We start from the raw sequence: 21209 nt of genomic DNA on the forward strand, positions 1-21209 counted from the left end.
CGGAAATTATACCGGAAACCAAAGTGGATACTGTGTGCTTTCTTTAAAGACCGAGCGTACATTGCCCGATTTTTCTTAATATCCAACTCAAAACTTTGTATTCTTATAAGTCATGTTATATAACCTAACATAAAATATAAAAATAGTTTGATTTTTCTTTCATTTTGTATTATCATGTTATAAAACCTAACATATAGTATTAGGGACAGGAAAGGAGAATGTTGGATGAAAAAAATTGAAGCTATTATTCGCCCAGATGTATTTCCAGATGTTCGGAGAGCATTAGCATTAGAAGGTATTGATGGTTTGAGTGTAACTGAAATTGCTGGGTGTGGAAGACAAGAAGGGAGAACCGGCCTTTTTCGTGGCAATGTGTATGAAATGGAGTTCTCATCAAAATTAAAATTAGAAATGGTGGTCGAAGAGGCATTAGTTGAACCCATCGTTGAAGCTATCTTAGAATATGCAGCTACAGGGGTAGTTGGAGATGGCAAGATTTTCATTTACCCAGTAGATGAGGCAATTAGGATTCGAACAAAAGAACGCGGCGCAATAGCCGTATACTAAGGGGGTATAAACATGGAGGGAATTGAAGCAGTACAAGGTTCTGTCGATATGTTATGGATGATGATTGGTGCAATTTTAGTATTTTTTATGCATGCAGGTTTTGCTATGGTTGAAACAGGTTTTACTCGTTCCAAAAATACAGTCAATATATTAATGAAAAATTTATTGACCGTATCATTAGGCTCAATTCTATATTTTATCGTAGGGTTTGCAATTATGTTTGGACCTTCTGCTTTTGGAATCATTGGGACAGAAGGCTTTGCTTTATTCGGACGTGAAGATATCGGATTCTTTGTCTTCCAAGCAGTTTTTGCAGCTACATGTGCTACCATTATTTCTGGTGCTGTCGCAGAACGTATGACATTAACTTCTTATCTACTATTAACAGTTGCCATGACTGGAGTTATTTATCCAATCGTTGGACACTGGGTATGGGGCGGTGGATGGTTGTCAGAACTAGGTTTTATTGATTTCGCTGGATCATCAGTTGTTCATTTAACTGGTGCCGTTGGTGCATTAGTTGCAGCATGGTTAATTGGCCCACGAATCGGTAAATATACCGGTAAAACCGTGAATGTAATTGCTGGTCATAGTATTCCTCTTGGAGCTCTTGGAGTATTTATATTATGGCTTGGATGGTTCGGATTTAATGGTGCTAGTACATTAGCAGCTGACACTACGTTAGTACCAACAGTCATTGCTAATACATTACTTGCTGCATCGGCTGCAGTTTTAGCTACTGCTTTACACACAAGACTTCGTTACAAACGAATTGATGCATCTCTTTCATTAAACGGAGCTCTCAGTGGACTCGTCGGTATTACAGCTGGATGTGCCAACGTCTCCCTGATTGGTGCAATCGCAATTGGTTTAATCGCTGGAGTTATTATGACTGAAAGTATTCGTTTCTTTGACCTTAAGGCGAAAATTGATGATCCAGTCGGCGCGATATCCGTGCATGGAATTGGAGGTATCTGGGGAACACTTGCGGTTGGTTTATTTGACACTACTAATGGAACATTCTATGGTGGCGGGGTTGGAATACTTGGGGTGCAAATCGCTGGCGTTGCAGCAATCATCTTATGGACATCACTCGCTGTAGGTGGAACTTTACTTGTAGTCCGTTTGTTTACTCCACTACGTGTTACTAAAGAAGATGAAATTGCAGGACTAGATTTCTCTGAACACGGAACTCAGGCCTATGAATTTAAAGACGCTATTAGAGGATCATCACCACGTCCTGAGGATTTCGCTCAGCGTCTTACGCAGCTTGGAAAATCCCTGCAACCAAGGTAATACTGGAGTTAATTAAGTTTTCGGGTTGCATAGGACTGCAATCCTAAACTATAGATGAGGCAGACATTCGAAGTGACTTTGTCATTCGGTTGTCTGCCTTTCTCTTGACTGATGGGTCGTGACCACTAGTCTAACAAGTAGTGATATCTCTGACGGCAAGTTAACTCTCTTCATGTTTCAAAAGATTAAGTCCATATAATTGTATAAAAAGAAAAAGGGTCAAATTAATCCCTCTTGGAAACAATGTTTTCAACAACGATAAACATTGAGGAGGAATTAATATTTACCCAGTTAAAGTTTGCCCTAAATATGGATGTTTACAACATCTTTCCTTATATCTTTGTTGATGCGGTGTATTAAAGTACGCGAACATCATTGCGTTATCTCTAAAGCAGTTTATATTGCTACAGCGATTACAGAAGACAATGACTTGAAACCTACCCACCGATTCAACACGGTTTTATCTAGTATTGATATCCATCCAATCCTTGAGATCTTGATGAAAAAGTCTCGTTTCGGGGCTTCACAAACACTAAATTATTTAGCTATGATTTCTTTAGAGTAAACTAAAAAAGGGATAGTAACTAAAACTACACCTCCAATTGTTAGTTGTGTTTAACACTTGGGGTTCAGTTCATCACCTGTCCCTTAGAATCTTTTTTATTATAGATTTTATGTTGTGACGGTATGTAAAACATCAACCTTCACTGGATTCTCAATCGTTTGTTTTACAACGCAATAACGTTCTGTTAATTTGAGAAGCGTTGCCAATTGTTCTTCAGACGCATCCGTGTCTAAATCAAATTTAAGTCGAATGCTTGAAAATCCAACTAAAACTTCTTTCGATACACCTAACGTTCCGCGGAAATCGAGATCTCCCTCTGCACGGATTGTCCCACCACGTAAATTAATTTCCAGTGCAGTTGCTACTGCTTTAAGTGTTACTCCAGCGCAGGCAACCAACGCTTCAAGAAGCATATCGCCAGAACATGCAGCCATCCCTGTTCCCCCGGTAGCCGGGTGAAGACCTGCTTCAACAAGAGCTTTCCCTGTTTTTACACTACAAGTTAATCCTTCACCAACTGTCCCCTCGGCATGTAAAGTAATCATTGCCGCCTGTGGCTCCTCACGGTATTTATCCTTTAACGGGGCCTGAAGTTCACGTAATTCCTCGATTCTCATCATAATCTCCTCACTATTCTCTTCGTATTTTGAAGTCGATGGTAAAGGTTATGCTACTGGGTGTTAAAAAAGATGTGTTTGTTCAAGACCCTGGTTAACATTAACCATTGCTACAATTTGGATATCGACTTTTTCCAATAATAGCATAATACTAGAATCATTGTCTAAATATTAACTTTATTAATAAAATTCAAATTGTTCTATTACCAAATTTTCCAACTGAGCAATTGCTCAGCACTAATTTAGATAAAAAAATCAGCAAATATCAGCTGAATTTTTATAAAAGACCTCTATTTTACTTCATTTCTTGCGGAGATATTTAAATACATCTAGTAAATTCACGTAAACGGGAATTCTTCTTATTTCATACAGAGTTTATTAGTAGGTTCTGATTGACCTATACTTATACTTATTTAAAAAGGACCTGTCTAGATTATGACTTCGGCAGCATCCACTTTCTATAAGAAAAATGAGAGACAGTGAAAACCTCACTTGTCTCTCATTTTATTCTAGATTTATTGTGGCAGTTACGCGACCCATAACGAACTGAAAAATTAAGTCGAGAAGTATATAAAAGGGTTACCTTTTTCCAAGACCTTTTAGTCAACAACATAAAAAATTGCCAGGAACCTATGGGCTCAACGTGGATGCTTTCTATCCCGTTAATCTCCTCGGTTCCTGGCATATGTTTGTCCATTTTACTAATTAATGTTGGTTTTCAAGATCTGCCACTATAGATTCAACTTCTTTACGTGAAATCTTTTCACGACCTATTTTCATTGCTTTTAATGTGCTATTTGCTAGGGCAAGCGGAACTTTACAAAACATGGTGATCCCGCGATTATTGATATCTTTTACATATTCGTTGCCCAACGCTAAGTTTTGCTTGGCATATAGAAATAAATCTTCTCTATCCCAATCATCTGGCATGAAGCTAACACCCCGCTCCAAGTCTTCATCTTGGTTCCGTAAAATATTTACTGCTTGTAAGCCTCGTCCAAAAGCAATGGCTTTTTCACGATCAGTTTCCGTGTTGTCATGCCATTTCCAAATATCTGATAACATGCAACCAACAAGCCCGGCCACATAATACGTATAATCGTCTAAATCTTCTTTTGTTTTAATGCGCCAATCTTTGACAATCCACTTGGCCATACCTTCTGCCATAATGGCTGTAGACTCTTTTACTTTTTCTACTACCTCTGGAGGACATAATAAAATCCAATCACCGAGACGTTTTGTCACTACTGGAAGTGAGTTTTCATAAGGGCGAATAAGCGCACGGTACTTTTCATGGTCGAAAGTTGTTTTTAAAATTTCGCTAATTGATGTTAACAATTGATGCTTTGTTTCTGCTTTCATATCGGGATGATCTTCAATTTCATCAATAGCACGCATACATAAATAAGCAGATGCAACAGTTTTCTTTAAAGTTGGTTCTAAAAAATTAATGGGAATGAAAAATGTTCGACTAGTTTGTTTTAATACATCCATTGCTTCCCGTTGCAATAAGGCAGACTTACTCATACTCAATTCCTCCCGTTCCGTTCATTGTTTCAATTATGTATTCTTAGCTTTGTCCATTTCTGAATATACTAGTCCTCTTATCATACAATAAAAATCAATTTTCGTATGCTACAAAGAGACAAAGTTTAAGAATCTAGTGATAAAGCACCAGAAATACTGAACTAAATGATTATTTTACTTTCTTTTTTAACACCTAACTCACCTTGATATTTTATCAATGATTCTACTATCCTTGTTGCCTTTAGCAACGTGTATTCCACTTTATTTAACCTTCTTTTTAATATCGTTTGCCACTCTAATGCTATATCACTGCCAGGTTCAAGTTCAACTAAGGTGGCGATATCTTTTAACAGTGGAATTACTGGTTGGTTAATCGCCAAGTCATGGTCATATATATCTCCACTGACATAGCTTAAAGGAATTAAATAATGAGATATGGCAATCAATCTTTTATTAATTTCTTTGGCTTCTTCGTCTGACCAGTCTATATCTAACGGTGTATGATTAATTTCTTCTGCAAGCTTTTCTAGATTTTCCACACGAGTAACGGCAACATTTAAGTCTAATATCTCACCGGCTAATTTAGCGTAGACATTTAATGCTTCTTTAAGCTCTTTTGCTCCAGCAGCATGATTTAATGGAATAATTTTACTGGTGCATGCATCATAAATAACAGCTGTGTATACTTTGCAATCCCTTTGTAAGTTATCCTTATCAAGTTTATCTAATGTATCTTCAGTTGTATGCCACCACCAGCCAAACCCACCAGATTTGATTCCACCAAATAGTTTGACTAAAGTTTGTGATGCGATGTCATCACTAATTGGTTGTTCAGAAAGCCCCATGAATAAAGCAGGTGTTCCTGTTCCCCAAAATGACTGGTCGCCTCCTCGTCCGAATCTTTTACCTATAAATTCTTCACCTGTTAATTCCTCGACAAAAGAACCACCCAATTCCTTTGTTTCAACCATACAGTTGCTTTCGCTAAGAATCGTCGCCCCTTTTCCACCAACGGAATCAACATAGACATGCAGCATACAATTTTCGTGAATGTCTTCCCAATTGTTGTCACAATAATAAGTTGAACCTGTGTATCTTCCATGAGAATGCCCAGACCAAAAAGCAATGCGAAGACTTCTCCGTAATTTCACTTGTTGATTTATGATTACACGCGCTACTTCAAGCATGGTTGCATTAGCACTGCCATTATCCATAGCACCATAATGCCAAGAGTCAATATGTCCACTAAACAACACAAATTTTTCGGGTTCTATTTCACCTTTTATATCAGCTACTAGGGTCGGGATATCCCTCCATGCTGTATCCACAACTGTTTTAAACCAAACAGAGTTATTGATAGCACTTTGACTAAGATTTTCTTTTATTAATGTCCCTACCTTTTCAGTGATTGATATAACTGGTATGGTTGGAAATTGTTTTTTTGTTTCAGGGGTCGGATTTCCCCAAACTCTCGAGACAGTCATCTCATGTGTAAAGGTGCCATTGATAAAGATTGCCCCAAGAGCTCCGGCCTTTTCTAAGATTCTCACTGCACCTGGTGTAGCTATTCCTTCAGTTAAAACAATACTTCCAGTCACTTGTAGTTGATTTGTAAGTTCTTTAATATATATTAGGTCACCGTTAAGCCCTCCGTCCCCCGTAGAGACAGACATTGAATGGGTAATACAAGGATAACTCTCTCCACCTACTTGTAATTCAGCTTCTACCGGTAAACTAATATACCCCTGATGGAAACTCAGCTTCGTTTCCAACCCAAGATCATCCAATACCTCCTTAGCATATTGAAACGCCCGAAGTTCTTCAGCCGATCCAGAAAGTCGCACCTCTTTTGTTAGTTGACTGGTATAATACATCAGTTGATCTCCAGATACCTCATTAATTAATTGTTTATGTGTATTACTTAGTTTACTATTCATACCTAAAGTCTCTCCTCTCTTGATAAAAAGCGCCCATAGAAAATTGGGCGCTACTTTTTTTACAGCACTAAATTCTTCTTACTCACATTTACTTGTTCAAATGGTTGGAAAGGTGTTCCTGTTAACTGGCTAACTGCATCAATAAACGTATTGGTTGTGTGTGGAGTATCGTATAAAGTGGTAAAAAAATCTGCACGTTGACCTTTTGCAACTGCATCATACGCTTTACCAACCATCCATCGACCATAATAATATGAAGGATAATACGTTTTTTGAACTGGATCAGAGAAAAAGCGATAACAGTTATTTGCTTCAATGGTAGTTAGATTTCCGCTATTAATCATATAATTAACTGCTTCTTCCTTATTCATATCACCATTATTAAATAAATAACAAGCATTGGTCATGGCCATTCTTTGCATATCAATATAGTCTCTAGCAAGCTTGTACTGTTTCTTTTCATCCAGTGTAATTCCCTCTGTTTCTTCTTCGTCACGATCCCATCCTAAGAAATGCAAAGCGCTTTCAGGTCCACCTTCAAACAGTGCATTGGTTGGACTATTAATTAGGTAATAAGATGCCTCTATAGGTAGCTTCCCTTGTTGAAACAAATAGTCCCACCGACAATAAAACGCTTGATGTCCTGGATAACCTTCATGAGTCATAATTTGTGCAAGAACAGGCTTTGTCCAAGGACGATCAATATTAAAGGTTAAATTGCCACGATATTGACCTTCATATTTAGAATAGCCACTCCAAAATACCCCTCGAATTGACTTAATCGTATCTATACCATCTTCTTTAGGTAAGGTAATCACACGTTTTAATGTTCCCGCCTTACTTTTTTCTTTCATTGAATTTGCTACTGTTGTGACTTTCTCAGGTGGAATCAATGTCTCCTCATGCCATTTGTCGGCTTTTTCTTTTAAGGAACCTTTGTATCCCAGATTAGTCAAACCTTCGTCCACAAGTTGTTTTTGCTTTTCAATTGTTGCATCTGTAATTAAGGTCGATGGTAACTCTTGAATATTTGCAATGTATTCTGCATAAGGCAAGTCATCTCCTTGAAGACTCCGTGCGAAATAACGATTTGCATTAAGCATGGAACGAAGGTATTTCCCTGGATGTCCCTGTAGGTCAGCAATCTCTCGCTCTACCTCGTCAATTTTAAGACCAATTTGATCAAAGCTCCTTAATGACGATTTGGTACTACTGTAGCTAGCTGTTGCTACTTCTGTACCATATAATTTTTTAGATTGATCATTTAAACTTAAAACGATATCAACAATTGCATCTCCAACAGATTCAGGCGTCCACCGTAATATCATCTATTCTTCCTCCTTGTATTTGTTCGAGTTCCCAAAACGTCTCAATATCTTCAACAATTAGCGTGGTCAACATATGAAATAATTGTTCTCCCTTTTCAACTGTCGCAGCTTCAGCATTCCCAGAAAAAGCTTCCGGATAGAGAGTTTTCCCTCCGTCTTTGAAACGGAATCGTTTTTGTATAGGAGTTTCATGACTCCCCACTCCACTTGTATAAGCATAATTCTTGTTAATCGCCAGGATTAACGATGTCTCATCTTCTCCTGCATGGCCCGGGTGTGGCGCAATTTGTTTAATGTCTTCTCGATAATCGATAAACCAATTAATGGTTAACGTACTTACTTCTAAATCTGCTAATTTTTCTGTAACAATATCCAAACTGGAGATATTACCACCGTGACCATTAAACAAAATAATATTTTTAAACCCATTTTGTTGAAAACCCTTACAAATTTCAAAAACATAATTTATAAATACCTCTGACGAAACATCAATCGTACCTGCGAATGGCGCAAGTCCCCAAGAATGTCCATACGTTATTTCTGGAGCCATTAGAATTTTTTTGTCTAAAACGTCATTTAGCCTCCCAACAAATTCACGAGGAATTAGCACATCAGTACCTAGCGCACAATGAGGACCATGCGCTTCAATCATTCCAATCGGTATTAAAACCGTATTTATTGTTTTTTGGCACTCTTTGAATTGACTTAAATTCATTGTCATCATGTCCATAAACTTCTCTCCCTCACTCTGTAATTTTTTTCATTTTAGTGCTATTCCAACTTTTTAAAAAATCCAACTATTCATATTTAAGTTTGTTACTTACTTATACTGGTATTATCTGAGGAAGTTTAATAGATTGTGTTTGTTCCAATTGATAAGCTGCTTGCAATAGTTCCATGTCTTGAAAATGAGGAGCAACTAATTGGATACCAACTGGCAACCCATTCTCTGTATAGCCCATATTTAATGTGACTGCCGGATGACCTGAAATATTAAATGGACCAGTATACATCATTTCATCTAGTTCCTCACTCCCTATCACCGGATCTTCTGCCGGAGCTTCAAACGCAACTGTCGGAGTCATAATTAAATCAACTTGGTTAAATAAATCTGACACACTTTCCTTATACCAATTTAAATGTTCCAGACTATTTATGTAATCAACTGCTCTATGCTGCATGCCCAATTCAATTTGCTTATATGTTGTTTCTGTATAATCATCTTTTCGATCGAACCACTTTTGATGAATATGGGCTGCTTCCGGAAGAAGTACATTCAATATTAATTCTTCTGTTCGATCCCAATCTTGAATCTGAATCTCGACTAAATCCCATCCAAGTAAACGCATTTGTACTAATGTGCTGTCGTAAATTTTTCTCACGTCCACTTTAAGTTTCTTTAACATTTCATTCGGAAGTATACCTACCCTTTTATTCTTCGTATCTGCACCAAATTTCTCGAAATTTAATGCGCTGATTTTACCAACTACTGAATAGCGGTCTTTTGGGTCGTATCCTGCTATTACATCTAGTACAACAGCCGCATCTATAACCGTCCTTGTAATCGGGCCAACATGATCCAGCGACCATGACAAAGGAAAAACTCCATACGTACTTACCAATCCCCGTGTCGGTTTTAATCCGACTGTTCCGCAATACGCAGCAGGGATTCGAATTGATCCACCTGTATCCGTACCTAACGAAAAGTAACCAATTCCACTTGCAACAGCTGCTGCCGAACCGCTGGATGAGCCGCCGGATGTCTTGGTAATATCCCATGGATTATTTGTCTTACCAAAATCAGGGTGGACGACTCCATAAGCAAACTCCAACATATTAGTCTTTCCTACTAATATTGCATGGGTTTGAGAAAGCTTATTTAATACGGTTGCTGAATATTCAGGCTTATTATCCTTCAATATTCTGGAACCGCAAGTCGTTAGTTCATTCATCTCAAAAAACAAGTCCTTAGACGTATATGGAATACCCGCTAAGATATTCAAAGCTTCATTATTTAAGAATTGTCTTTCCACAATGTGAGCTTGTTTAATCGCAGCTTGTTCCCTAACCTCAATAAAAGCATTAAGCATAGGTTCCAAATGTTTCTGTCGTTCAAACAATAGTTTGGTTACATGAACAGGCGACACTTCTTTTTGCCTATACAGTTTAGCTATTTCCACTAATGAAATATCTAACAGCTTATTCATTCCTTCACGCCCCAACAGCCAGTAATGGGTCTTTATCGTTAATGGCAAGCGAACTTACTAAGAACAGTACGACGCCGTCTGTATGCGATTTTATTTCTTTAACAGTTTCTCCGAATCCGTTCGTTATTTTTCCTAACAGCTGTTCTTTGACCACCGTTTCGCCAATTTGAACAGCCGGATACCATAGACCTTGAAAATCAGATCTGTACCAATCGAATACAGAAATATAAGTAGACTCGCTCTTTTTAACTTTTCCTTCTAATGAACCTATTGATACTAAGATATTTTTCACACCCTCTTGCAGAAGAACCGAATTTTCTTCACTTAAAATTCCTTGTTGTCCTGCTTCAGCAATAATTGCTGGAATACCTTGTTCAGACGCACAGCCATACGTAGATCCTGGCACTTGATCACTGCTGCCTATTACGTAATCAATATCAAAAAGAGATGCCATTTCCTTTGATTTCTCTAGAACCCATTCATTTGCTGAAACGTGATAGATAGTGAATGGTACCAACGCTTCAATCATATCGCCTCCATGGAGGTCAATAATATAGTCCACTTCCTTAAATACTGATTCGTTTAGCCAAAACGCTAGACGTTCCGAGTCTGTACCGTCTTTTTTACCTGGGAACATGCGATTTAAGTTCTTTTGATCTCTGGGGTGAACGTAGATACTGCGAGCATAAAACGAAGCGGGATTTGCAATGGGAAGAACAATTAATTTTCCTTTAACTTGTGAGGGTAGTAAATCTACACCTACTTTTTGCGCTGCATCAATTGATGTATATTCACAACCATGTATGCCCCCTAAAACCAATACTTTGGGACCTTCTTCAAATCCATTTATTAAAAAAGTAGGCAAGTTTTCCTCGATTGTTGGTAATTCTAAATAAGCTTTTACTTTATCCCCTTGAGAAACCGATAAATTCCCTATTTCCCATATATTATTCATTTGTCCCATCTCCTCATTAGACTTATGTCTTTAAAAGTAGGGTGCGGTTTTAAGTAATATCCGCACCCATCAATGTTATTCTTCTTTCGTAATTTTATTAAACGGTACATACCATGTGTTCATCGGGTTAAGCTCGTATCCTTTTACCCATTCTCTACCAGCTGCTTGCAAGTTTGGTTGCGCAACAAATATATATGGTACTTCTTCCGCCATAATATCTTGGATTTCTTCATAATTAGATATTCTAAGTTCTTCATCTGTGTTCGATCTTGCTTCTTCTAGTAATGTATCTACTTTACTGTTTTCATAAAATGCTAGGTTGAAACCTGGACCTTTACTTGAAGAATGTCCGAAATACCATAAGTTATAGTCTGGATCCGGATAATCTGGCGTCCAAGATACCAATGCAAAATTATGTTTACCACTTGTTACCAAATCTAAGAATGTAGGCCATGCATATGTTTTAATATCTAGTTTAACGCCTACTTTTTCAAGATCTGATTGTAAGAGCAGAGCTGTATTGCTACGCACTTCATTATTTTCTGAAATTGCTATTTCTAATGTCAGACCTTCAGCATGACCAGCTTCTGCTAGCAATGATTTAGCTTTTTCTAAATTATAGTCATATAGTTTAGCATCGGGATTATAGCCAATCATCCCAGCTGGAACTGCACCACCGATACGTTCTGCAGAACCTAAATAAACACTTTCAAGCAATGCATCATAGTTAATGCTGTGCGCAATAGCTTGACGGACTTTCACGTCAGATAATGCTCCACTTTCAATATTCATTGGCATATAATCGATTTGATATCCAGTGGATTCTGTGATGGTTATACCGTCCGTTCCTTCCATGTTTCCAAGCACTTCCGGAGATATCATTGTGTTATCAAGTAAATCTAATTCACCTTTTTCCAACATTAGACGGGCAGTAGAAGGTTCATTCACAAATTGGATATTAACAGTTTTCATAGTAGCTTCTTCACCCCAATAATCTGGGTTTGCTTTCATTACTAGCGATTCTCCACGATCCCAACTGTCTAAAACGTAGACACCTGAACCCATATCTGTTTCAGCAAGGTAGCTCTGACCTAAGTCATCACCATGATTTTCTTCTAACTTAGGATTTATAATGTTTGCAAAAACTGTTCCTAATGTACTAACAAATGGAGCAAACGGTTTTTTCAATGTAATCTTAATTGTGTGGTCATCAATTACATCAAAGCTGTTTTCATCAATTATTTTTTGAAAGATACCTGCTGCAGATTTCTCAACTTTGATTGCACGAGTAAACGAATACTTTACAGCTTCTGCAGTAACAGGAGTCCCATCATGGAATTTAGCATCTTCAACCAAATGAAATGTGTATTCCAATCCATCATCCGAAATATCCCAATCTTTTGCCAGCATTGGTTTTGGCTCCGTTGATGATCCTTCATACGTTACCAAGCGATCGTACAACATGTATGTTACCCGGAATGAAGTATTTGCAGCAGACCCATGTGGATCGAGAGTAGGTATATCTTGGTTCGTAGCAAAGTTAAATACATCTGCATTATAGTTTTCATTTGACTTAGGTTCTGTTGAAGCAGGAACATCTACACTTTCAGATTCTTCATTGTAGTTCTGACAACCAACCATTAGGAATGCTGCAACTACAAGAAGAGAAATCTTTTTTTGCCATTGTTCTTTTAACCTCATTTTACTTCCCCCTAATTTTTATTAAAACTAATTAAATCTAAATAAAATGTACAGTTACCTACGATCCTCCTCTCAGTACATGGACAAAAAATCATCGTTGTTTAGGGTCTAATACATCATTCAAACCATCTCCTACTAGATTAAAACCTAAAACAGTAAGAAGGATTGCTAACCCAGGGAATGTAGCTGCCCACCAGGCATCACGCAAAATTTCACGGCTATTTGATAACATCGCTCCCCATTCAGGTGAGGGGGGCTGTGCACCAAGGCCGATAAAACTCAAACCTGCCGCTGCTAAAATGACGAATCCTAAATCCAAAGAAGCTTGAATTGTAGCCGGTCCAATTGAATTCGGTATAATTTCTTTGAATAGAATTCGAAATGGATTCGCTCCTAAAGCCCGCGAGGCCTCTATAAATTCGGCATTTTTTATAGATAATACAGAGGAACGGACAATCCTTGTGTACCACGGCCACCAAGTAGCGGCTAGGGCTAACATTACATTTTCAATAGATGGTCCTAGAGCTGCTGCAATAGACATTGCTAAAATAATTCCAGGGAACGAGAGGAACACATCTGTTATCCGCATAATAATTTGGTCGACTCCGCCACCGAAATAACCTGCAATTGCGCCTAGAATTGTACCTATTGGAAATGCAATTAAAACAACCAATAACCCAATGCGTAAGGAAATTCTTGTTCCGTAAACAATTCGACTGAAAATATCTCTTCCGACTTCGTCAGTTCCAAAATAATGTGAAGTACTAGGTGCTTCCAATTTGCTTTGTAAATTGACTTCAGTCGGACTGTGGGTTGCTATTAACGGAGCAAATAATGCACAAACTATGATAATTAAAACAATCACAAGACCAATTAATGTTAATGGACTGCTTGTTATTCTACGGACCAACTGAACCACATCCCTTAATTATGTTTTAAGCGGGGATCAATAAAGAAATACAACGTATCAACAATTAAATTGACAAGTATAAACATAACTGCAATGAGTAGAGTAACCCCCATTACTGCTGGGAAATCCAAATAGGTAATGGCATTTACTGCGTATTTGCCTAAACCTGGCCAAGAAAAAACAGATTCTACAAGAACACTTCCCCCAAGAGCATGGCCAAATGCCATTCCTAGTAATGTAATAACGGGCATTACACCGTTTCTTAATGCATGCCCATATAAAACTCTGTTTTCTGAGGCACCCTTAGCGTGCGCTGTGCGAACATAATCACTTTGTAACACTTCAAGCATGCTAGAACGCGTCATTCTTGTAATCATCCCAATCGTTACCGCCGCGAGTGTGATTCCAGGCAAAATTAAATGCATGGATGCTGATAGTAAAACTGTCCAATTACCAGTCAATAATGCATCAATCGTATACATCCCAGTAATATGGTGGGGCGGCGACATCCCGCTATCCAATCTACCTGATCCAGGTAAGATGCCAAGCTTTAGGTAGAAAAGTAACAAGAACAACAATCCCAGCCAAAAAGCAGGCATTGCTACTCCTAAGAGAGAAAAGAGCCTGGTAAAATGATCCGCCATACGATCTTTTTTACTCGCACTTATAATTCCAAATGGTATTCCGATTAGTAAAGTAATCATCATTGCAAAAAGTGTCAATTCAAAGGTTGCAGGTGAATAGCGTATTAAATCACTTGATACCGGCCCTTGAGAGTAAGTGCTTTCCCCCAAGTCTCCGTGTGTTATTCCGACCATGTACCTACCATACTGAATATAGAGTGGATCATTTAAGCCCATTTTCTCACGAAGTGATTCTAGACCTTCTGGCGTGGCTTTTGGTCCTAAGATAAGTCGGGCAGGATCGCCAGGAATGGTGTTGGAAATAGCAAAAGTCAACATACTAATTCCAATCAAAATCGGGATCATTAATAATAATCGTTTAGCCACAAATTTTAAGACATCCATTAATTTTCACCCTTTTCCCTCTTGCAAACCATTTCTTTTATTTGCTATACATAAATACAGGCGGCGAAATGGTCTGTTAATTTTTCCTCTAAAACTGGCTCAATTTCTGAGCATTCTTTGGTTGCTATTGGACACCTGGTGTGAAATGAACAACCTGTTGGCGGATTGGAGGGACTAGGCAAGTCGCCTTGCAAAATAATCCTCTCTCTTTTCAGCATAGGATCAGCGATCGGAACTGCAGATAGGAGTGTTTGTGTATAAGGATGCATTGGATTGTTGTATAACTTCTCGACATTAGCAATCTCAACTATTTTGCCTAAATACATTACAGCAACCTTGTCTGAAATATGTTGAACAACGGACAAATCATGTGAAATAAACATATAACTTAAATTCATATCTTGTTGTAAATCAAGCATTAAATTTAATACTTGAGATTGTACAGAAACATCTAAGGCTGAAACGGGCTCATCGGCTATAATCAGTTTTGGGTTTAACGCTAGTGCTCTAGCAAGTCCAATACGTTGTCGCTGTCCTCCTGAAAATTCATGAGGATAACTATCAAGCTGTTCTGTCCTTAATCCAATCTTGTTGATCAAACTTTCAATTAAATCTCTTCGTTCTTTACGATCCCCAAGGCTGTGTATAATTAACGGGGCTTCTAATATCTGTCGAACTGTATTTCTGGGATTTAATGACGCGTATGGATCTTGAAAAACGATTTGCATTTCTCTACGCAACATCTTCATGTGGTTCGAATTCATACCGATAACTTCTTCTCCGTTAAACTTAATACTTCCTGATGTTGGCTCTGCTAACCGGAGAATAGAACGAGCTAGGCTGGATTTCCCACATCCCGATTCACCAACAATCCCTAACGTTTGTCCTACATCAATCGTAATATCTACGCCATCTACCGCTTTTACTATCGTCTTTTTACCCATAAATCCTTTTTTAGTAATGAAATGCTGTTTCAGGTTTTTGACTTCCAATAGAGCCACTCTTGTTCACCTCCTCATCATAGAGCCAGCAGGCAGTGTAATGATTCTCATTGATTTCAATCATTTCAGGTAGTGTATTTCTACATTGATCCATTGCATGACTGCATCGATCGACAAAACGACAGCCTGTAGGCATTTTTTCTGGTGAAGGTACTGTTCCCGGAATAGATCCCAACTTTTGCTTACGAATTCCCATTTTCGGTATTGAATCGAGTAAACCAAGCGTATATGGATGCTTAGGATTTAGAAACAACTCGATGACTGGGGCTTCTTCCACAATTTTTCCAGCATACATCACAATTACACGGTCACAAACTTCTGCTATAACCCCCATGTCATGAGTAATCATAATAATGCCCATTTGTGTTTCCTTCTTAATTTCATTCATTAACTCAAGAATCTGCGCCTGAACCGTTACATCCAATGCCGTAGTTGGTTCGTCACAAATAAGCAGTTGTGGCTCACACGCCATTGCCATTGCAATCATAATCCGCTGTCTCATCCCCCCTGAAAGTTGGTGAGGATAATCATCAATTAACTCTTCTGAACGAGGAAGTCCTACTTCATTCAATAACTGCAATACTCTTTTTCGCCTTTGTTGTTTTCCCATTTTGGTGTGCAAAATTATCGACTCTTCAATTTGAATTCCAACGGTTTGAAGAGGATTAAGAGAAGTTAATGGATTCTGAAATATCATCGACATCTGATTTCCACGGACTTTTTCCAGTTTCCGTTTTGAAAAACTTGTGATTTCATCTCCCTGTAGAACTACTTTCCCTTCTAATCGAGCCTTATCTGGAAGTAAGCGCATAAGAGACAAGGCTGTCATACTTTTCCCGCATCCAGACTCCCCCACGATTCCGATTGTTTCTCCTTCGTTTACATGAAAAGAAATTTGATCTAGGATTCTTATATATTTGCCTTCTCTTTTTAGCGACAAAGACATATCCTTCACATCTAAAAGCATAATTTCTCCCCCTTTAGTCTGTATCTGTAATTAAAGCAATTTGGGTTAAATCTTTTAATGTTGCATTGTAATGTTCTGAAAAAGCTTCTTCAATTACCGTGCAGTCATTTGTACGCAATGCATCCAATAAAATCCGATGATTCTTAACTACCTTTTCTACACGATAAGGCACTTGATTTGCAACGGTTAAATACATAGCACCAACTTGAGTATCCAGGTGCTTATGAATATTAATTAATCTATTATGCTTTGATGCGGCTACAATTGTACTGTGAAAGAGGATGTCACATTGCGCTTGTCTCTCTAAATCCTGGTCTACCATCGCATGATAAAATTGATCAATGAGTTCTTCCAGTTTAATGAAATCGTCTTCTTTTAAATGCAGGAGAGCTAATTGTGCCGCTTCCCCTTCTAGAAGTGCTCGCAACGTATAAATTTCAAAGGCATCCTGTTTTGATAATGTTGTTACGTAAGTTCCTTTATTCGTTTCATTTTTAATTAGTCCTTCGTTTTGGAGGAGCTTTAGTGCTTCACGAATCGGACCCCTAGAAATGTTTAATTTCTCCGCCATCTGCGCTTGATTAATTCGTTCTCCAGGTTGAAGTTCTCTATTTAAGATCATCTTCCTTATAATTTTCGCTACGTCATCTGATAATGTTCGTTGGTCAAGAATCATGGTACAATCTCCACGCTTGCTTCACCTGTTGTATTAGGCAAAGATTTATTGAGTTCTTCCAAGTCATAGAGATTATTCCAACTCATTTGTTTTGCACCCTCTTCAATTTCTTTAATTGCAACTACTAGAGCTTCAAGCAATGGTGTCTTGACTCCATGACCTTTAGCAATTTCTAAAATTGGTACAAGCTGAGCATCTACTTCAGTTTTTCTTTTTCGAATAGCAAGGTCTCTCCAAATTCCGCTTTTTGTTTTCTTATTTGCCGCCATACGATCAGCCAATTTATCCAACTGGAAATTTAATTCTTCTATATTTCTCGTTTTTCTCGGATAAACTAGTGTTGGCTCCCAATCATCAAATCCCAATGGTGATACATTTTCTTTGTCTGCCGTCTCTAAAATTTCTGAGCATAATTCCATTAGCGTTTCTCTTAAATCAGGATTCCTCACAACTTCAGCCATCGTTGCATCGACTAAGGCAGTCCCATATAATAAACCGGCGTATGACATTTTCCCCCATAAATAACCCCAGATGTTATCGGTTACTTGTGCCGGTCCCCAGCATTGGAGTTTCTCTCTTAACACTTCTATACGATTTGAAATTTTTCCATCCAATTCACCGAGATACAGAGAAGCAACTCCACCATACAAAATACGACCAGGCTCTAAATAATCAGCTGAAAAATTTACAAAACAACCAATTGTCCGTTCTGAACCTATGAGGGATGCAATTTGCCGCTCACACAGACCGTTTTGAAAAGAAACAACTTGCGAGTTTACTGATAAGAAGGGCAAAAATGGTTTTAACGCTTGTTCTGTATGTTGGGCCTTGACACAAAGAAATACTGTTTCAATAACTATATTCTTTTTAGTTAATTGTTCTGGTGTATAGGCTGTTCCTATAATAGTAAAAGTTTCCTCAGGTCCTTCAATCGTCAAACCTGCAGTATTAATCATATCTACATGGTCTTGCTCAATATCACAAAAAATAACTTGTTCACCTGATCGAGCTAAGTAAGCTCCAAGGACACCTCCAATCGCACCAGCACCAATAATCGTAATTGTCATGTTATTTCCTCCTAAAAAAGTTGTAGTCCTCCGTCTGCAGAGATTACTTGACCACTCACATAACCTGCCAAGTCAGATGAGAAAAATAATACGGGGTAAGCAATATCTTCTGGTGTACCTAATCTTTTAACCGAAATAGATTCTATTAAATTTGACTGTTGGTCTTTTGACATGGCCATCCACTGTTTTTCAGTAGAGGGATTTGATAAAACGAAACCCGGTGCAACATTATTAACTGTAATTCCATATTGCCCCAGTTCTCGTGCCATTTGCCTTGTAAACCCAATTTGACCTGCTTTAGCACTGGTATAAGCCTGTATTCCAGTTAAACTACTGCTTCTTCCTGCACCGCTCGATATATTAACAATTCTTCCATAATTATTTTCTTTCATATAAGGCGTCACAGCGCGAACCATGTAAAAAGCTGTTTTCAAGTTCACGTTCATTACTTCCTCCCAATCTTCATCAGTTACATTTTCAATCGGTTGGTGGACTTGCCCTACTACCCCTCCGGCAACATTGACTAGAATATCTATTTTCCCGAAATCTTTTATAACTTTCACAATTAACTGTTCAACCTCTTTAGAGTCTGTAAGATTAGCAATATATGTATTAATGCATCCCTTGCAATTAGATGTTACTATCTCCTTTTCCACTTTAATTTTTGAATATGCTAGTTGTTCTTCTAACAAATCCGTAGCTGCTACAGAAGCACCGCGCTTAGCAAATTCTTGGCAAATAGTTCTTCCTATTCCGTGAGCCGCCCCAGTGACAACTACTACTTTATTTTGAAAAGTTAAGTGTAAACTGTTAACACTTTGCATTAAGGTAAACCTTCTTTCCTAATAGTAAGTTAATTGTATCTAATTAATTTTTTAATTGCAACAATTTTCTGAATAATTAAATTAAAATTGCAAGTTATAAAAATTAACTTTTTATAGTACTCTCTCACTTAAATATTTCTGATAAAACCCTTTATACATATATATTTTGTTAGGCATCTTTATATACCAATAGTGATAGCGTATTATAAATTTAAATGGCCTATGACTCTCTACGATGTCAGTACGAAGTCTAAGATGAAATAATGTCTTAATGTTTTATGCCTTTCTAACTTTATCCGCTTTTAGCGTAAAAAACCCAGTAGCGTTTTAGCTACTGGGCTTTAGAATGTATTCTAACATATGCTAAATAAGTCTTCCCATTTACTAGAAGTCAGACACACTAGTGATTTACTGACTCAATTTCTTATTTAACTCTTTTGCTGTTAACAATGCCACTGTATCTTCAGAAATATCACCTGGACGTTTCGCTTGACCAAGTAGATAACCACCAAATTCTATACCCATAAAATCAAAGATAAATTTAAACTGCTGTATCAGAGGGAGTCCTTTTAAATTTGGATTATCTCCACCAACTGCGATGATATACCCCTTTTTCGTTCCAAGTTGTTTTTTAAAGTCAGGATATTTTTCATCCCGCATTGTTTGTGACCAACGATCAATAAAGTTCTTCATTGTTCCTGACATACTGTACCAATAAATAGGCGTTGCAAATATAAAGGTCTCGTGCTTCATCATTCGCTCAACTAACGAGTTATAGTCATCGTCTACACCCGAAAAACCACCTTCATTATGGCGTTGATCGGCAATTGGTTTAACGGTATAATCACGCAAGAAGATTTTTTCGACGTCCAGTCCTTCAATCACATGATCCGTTAGTTGTTCTGTATTTCCATTTTGACGTGTGCTTCCATATATTACGACAACACTCATATTTAACGGTCCCCTTTTTAAAATAATGTAGGCAATTAATAGTATATGTTATTAATCTTATAAAATGTTATCCACATGTGAATAAAGTTAGAATTTTCTAAATCTATCCACAAATTGTGGATTACTTATACTTTTCCGTGTATAACTTTTCGTTTATTCACCTTTTAATCGTTTTTCACTGGAAATACTATATGCATTTTTACGGAATGACAAGATTTTATCATCTGAACATTCAATGCCTGTGGGTAATATCATTGGATCATAGACAATGTAATTTAGATTAGCAGATGCTATAGATTTCACACGTAATACCCCTGCTCGAATTCGACGTCGCTCTTTCGACCATTCTTTTGTAGGGTCATCTGTTGGATCTCCTTGTTCCCCTATCACAATATGTAATTGAAATCGAACTTCCTTCGACTTTAAACGCTCACTCATTTCCTTTTTTAAATAGTCATGTGGCAAGGTTGCTAATTCTTTTGCGGACCATGTTTCAACACCAGCCTCTGGTTCCCATTCGAACTTGATAGGTGTCCGCAGACCATTTTCATTAACCAAATAAAAGGCATGCATTGCATAATAACGAGCTGTTGCATAACTTTTCGTATGTTTGAGTTTCCTTATCATTTGAATTGCAGCTCTACTTTCGGGATATTTGACGAAAATCTTTATTATATTTTTAAGATTAGGTTTTCCTTCTTTGAATGATTTGATTGTATTTAAAATTTCCATGAAAACTTGTGGTGATTTAGTCACAAATACTGGTAAAGTTACCCCAACTAAATTTGCTATACCGCCATTAGACAATTGAAACTGTACAGACATTCCTTTTACAATAGCAAGGATATCTGCTGAAATCGGATTAGGTAGGAAATTGGAGAACCTAACGATTGCCTCCACTTCTTTGTTACCTAAGTGCTCAGCTATTGTATACTCCATCGCTTCACCTGAAGGCGTAAAGATAGCTTCGTAAAACTGTCCCTTTGCATGAGCACGACGGTGCCCTGGAAATCTTCCGCCTATTTCTTCAATTCGATTCACCGTCATTTTCGCCAAAAGCTTATCGGGTGTGTTTTCAGTCATAT

General features: G+C 37.8%; 19 protein-coding genes. 2 read left to right on the plus strand and 17 right to left on the minus strand.

Annotated features, from left to right (window positions below):
- The first annotated feature begins 225 nt into the window (after positions 1–225).
- Positions 226–567 carry a P-II family nitrogen regulator gene (locus B371_RS0116625; protein ID WP_019415441.1) on the plus strand — a complete coding sequence of 114 codons (342 nt, stop codon included), beginning with the start codon at positions 226–228 and terminating at the stop codon, positions 565–567.
- Between the two features lie 12 nt (positions 568–579).
- Positions 580–1863 carry an ammonium transporter gene (locus B371_RS0116630; protein ID WP_019415442.1) on the plus strand — a complete coding sequence of 428 codons (1284 nt, stop codon included), beginning with the start codon at positions 580–582 and terminating at the stop codon, positions 1861–1863.
- A gap of 672 nt (positions 1864–2535) precedes the next feature.
- Here B371_RS0116630 and B371_RS0116635 read toward each other — a convergent pair.
- From B371_RS0116635 to B371_RS0116715, 17 genes are all read right to left on the minus strand, one after another.
- On the minus strand, positions 2536–3045 hold the full coding sequence (locus B371_RS0116635) for an OsmC family protein (RefSeq protein ID WP_019415443.1): 510 nt from the start codon (positions 3043–3045) through the stop codon (positions 2536–2538).
- 705 nt (positions 3046–3750) lie between these two features.
- Positions 3751–4572: a squalene/phytoene synthase family protein gene (locus B371_RS0116640; protein ID WP_019415444.1), complete on the minus strand. Its 822-nt coding sequence runs from the start codon at positions 4570–4572 to the stop codon at positions 3751–3753.
- Between the two features lie 161 nt (positions 4573–4733).
- A complete protein-coding gene (locus B371_RS0116645; protein WP_019415445.1) occupies positions 4734–6509 on the minus strand; it encodes a M28 family metallopeptidase in 1776 nt (591 codons plus the stop codon).
- 59 nt (positions 6510–6568) lie between these two features.
- Entirely contained in the window at positions 6569–7837 is a 1269-nt protein-coding gene (locus B371_RS0116650) for a hypothetical protein (RefSeq protein ID WP_019415446.1), read from the minus strand.
- Positions 7815–8567, minus strand: a complete 753-nt coding sequence (locus B371_RS22010; protein ID WP_019415447.1) for a creatininase family protein — start codon at positions 8565–8567, stop codon at positions 7815–7817. Before B371_RS22010 ends, B371_RS0116650 begins: the two co-directional genes overlap by 23 nt.
- A gap of 94 nt (positions 8568–8661) precedes the next feature.
- Positions 8662–10044 carry an amidase gene (locus B371_RS0116660; RefSeq protein ID WP_019415448.1) on the minus strand — a complete coding sequence of 461 codons (1383 nt, stop codon included), beginning with the start codon at positions 10042–10044 and terminating at the stop codon, positions 8662–8664.
- A gap of 4 nt (positions 10045–10048) precedes the next feature.
- Positions 10049–10999 carry a M14 family metallopeptidase gene (locus B371_RS22015; RefSeq protein WP_019415449.1) on the minus strand — a complete coding sequence of 317 codons (951 nt, stop codon included), beginning with the start codon at positions 10997–10999 and terminating at the stop codon, positions 10049–10051.
- 75 nt (positions 11000–11074) lie between these two features.
- Positions 11075–12700, minus strand: a complete 1626-nt coding sequence (locus B371_RS0116670; protein WP_019415450.1) for an ABC transporter substrate-binding protein — start codon at positions 12698–12700, stop codon at positions 11075–11077.
- 91 nt (positions 12701–12791) lie between these two features.
- Complete coding sequence (nikC, locus tag B371_RS0116675; protein ID WP_019415451.1) at positions 12792–13610, minus strand: nickel transporter permease; 819 nt, start codon at positions 13608–13610, stop codon at positions 12792–12794.
- Between the two features lie 14 nt (positions 13611–13624).
- On the minus strand, positions 13625–14638 hold the full coding sequence (locus B371_RS0116680; RefSeq protein ID WP_019415452.1) for an ABC transporter permease: 1014 nt from the start codon (positions 14636–14638) through the stop codon (positions 13625–13627).
- A gap of 44 nt (positions 14639–14682) precedes the next feature.
- A complete protein-coding gene (locus tag B371_RS0116685; RefSeq protein WP_019415453.1) occupies positions 14683–15639 on the minus strand; it encodes a dipeptide ABC transporter ATP-binding protein in 957 nt (318 codons plus the stop codon).
- On the minus strand, positions 15593–16606 hold the full coding sequence (locus B371_RS0116690) for an ABC transporter ATP-binding protein (protein ID WP_019415454.1): 1014 nt from the start codon (positions 16604–16606) through the stop codon (positions 15593–15595). The genes B371_RS0116685 and B371_RS0116690 overlap by 47 nt, the downstream gene beginning before the upstream one ends.
- A gap of 13 nt (positions 16607–16619) precedes the next feature.
- Positions 16620–17282, minus strand: coding sequence for a GntR family transcriptional regulator (locus B371_RS0116695; protein WP_019415455.1), 663 nt, complete (start codon positions 17280–17282; stop codon positions 16620–16622).
- A complete protein-coding gene (locus B371_RS0116700; RefSeq protein ID WP_019415456.1) occupies positions 17279–18349 on the minus strand; it encodes a ketopantoate reductase family protein in 1071 nt (356 codons plus the stop codon). Before B371_RS0116700 ends, B371_RS0116695 begins: the two co-directional genes overlap by 4 nt.
- 11 nt (positions 18350–18360) lie before the next feature.
- Positions 18361–19173, minus strand: coding sequence for an SDR family NAD(P)-dependent oxidoreductase (locus tag B371_RS0116705; RefSeq protein WP_019415457.1), 813 nt, complete (start codon positions 19171–19173; stop codon positions 18361–18363).
- A gap of 408 nt (positions 19174–19581) precedes the next feature.
- A complete protein-coding gene (locus B371_RS0116710; RefSeq protein WP_019415458.1) occupies positions 19582–20124 on the minus strand; it encodes a flavodoxin family protein in 543 nt (180 codons plus the stop codon).
- Between the two features lie 153 nt (positions 20125–20277).
- Positions 20278–21207 carry a catalase family peroxidase gene (locus tag B371_RS0116715; protein ID WP_019415459.1) on the minus strand — a complete coding sequence of 310 codons (930 nt, stop codon included), beginning with the start codon at positions 21205–21207 and terminating at the stop codon, positions 20278–20280.
- Positions 21208–21209 lie beyond the last annotated feature (2 nt).

It is taken from the genome of Paenisporosarcina sp. TG20 (genome assembly GCF_000286315.1).
In the GTDB taxonomy this organism is placed as follows: Bacteria; Bacillota; Bacilli; order Bacillales_A; family Planococcaceae; genus Paenisporosarcina.

What these genes read in the sequence shown, in the direction of transcription:
- B371_RS0116650 (WP_019415446.1), bottom strand. Translation starts at nt 7,837, where the DNA reads ATGATATTACGGTGGACGCCTGAATCTGTTGGAGATGCAATTGTTGAT.
- B371_RS0116715 (WP_019415459.1), bottom strand. Translation starts at nt 21,207, where the DNA reads ATGACTGAAAACACACCCGATAAGCTTTTGGCGAAAATGACGGTGAAT.
- B371_RS0116635 (WP_019415443.1), bottom strand. Translation starts at nt 3,045, where the DNA reads ATGAGAATCGAGGAATTACGTGAACTTCAGGCCCCGTTAAAGGATAAA.
- B371_RS0116645 (WP_019415445.1), bottom strand. Translation starts at nt 6,509, where the DNA reads ATGAATAGTAAACTAAGTAATACACATAAACAATTAATTAATGAGGTA.
- B371_RS0116695 (WP_019415455.1), bottom strand. Translation starts at nt 17,282, where the DNA reads ATGATTCTTGACCAACGAACATTATCAGATGACGTAGCGAAAATTATA.
- B371_RS0116640 (WP_019415444.1), bottom strand. Translation starts at nt 4,572, where the DNA reads ATGAGTAAGTCTGCCTTATTGCAACGGGAAGCAATGGATGTATTAAAA.
- B371_RS0116670 (WP_019415450.1), bottom strand. Translation starts at nt 12,700, where the DNA reads ATGAGGTTAAAAGAACAATGGCAAAAAAAGATTTCTCTTCTTGTAGTT.
- B371_RS0116700 (WP_019415456.1), bottom strand. Translation starts at nt 18,349, where the DNA reads ATGACAATTACGATTATTGGTGCTGGTGCGATTGGAGGTGTCCTTGGA.
- B371_RS0116705 (WP_019415457.1), bottom strand. Translation starts at nt 19,173, where the DNA reads ATGCAAAGTGTTAACAGTTTACACTTAACTTTTCAAAATAAAGTAGTA.
- B371_RS0116680 (WP_019415452.1), bottom strand. Translation starts at nt 14,638, where the DNA reads ATGGATGTCTTAAAATTTGTGGCTAAACGATTATTATTAATGATCCCG.
- B371_RS0116660 (WP_019415448.1), bottom strand. Translation starts at nt 10,044, where the DNA reads ATGAATAAGCTGTTAGATATTTCATTAGTGGAAATAGCTAAACTGTAT.
- B371_RS0116710 (WP_019415458.1), bottom strand. Translation starts at nt 20,124, where the DNA reads ATGAGTGTTGTCGTAATATATGGAAGCACACGTCAAAATGGAAATACA.
- B371_RS0116690 (WP_019415454.1), bottom strand. Translation starts at nt 16,606, where the DNA reads ATGCTTTTAGATGTGAAGGATATGTCTTTGTCGCTAAAAAGAGAAGGC.
- B371_RS0116625 (WP_019415441.1), top strand. Translation starts at nt 226, where the DNA reads ATGAAAAAAATTGAAGCTATTATTCGCCCAGATGTATTTCCAGATGTT.
- B371_RS0116630 (WP_019415442.1), top strand. Translation starts at nt 580, where the DNA reads ATGGAGGGAATTGAAGCAGTACAAGGTTCTGTCGATATGTTATGGATG.
- B371_RS22015 (WP_019415449.1), bottom strand. Translation starts at nt 10,999, where the DNA reads ATGAATAATATATGGGAAATAGGGAATTTATCGGTTTCTCAAGGGGAT.
- B371_RS22010 (WP_019415447.1), bottom strand. Translation starts at nt 8,567, where the DNA reads ATGGACATGATGACAATGAATTTAAGTCAATTCAAAGAGTGCCAAAAA.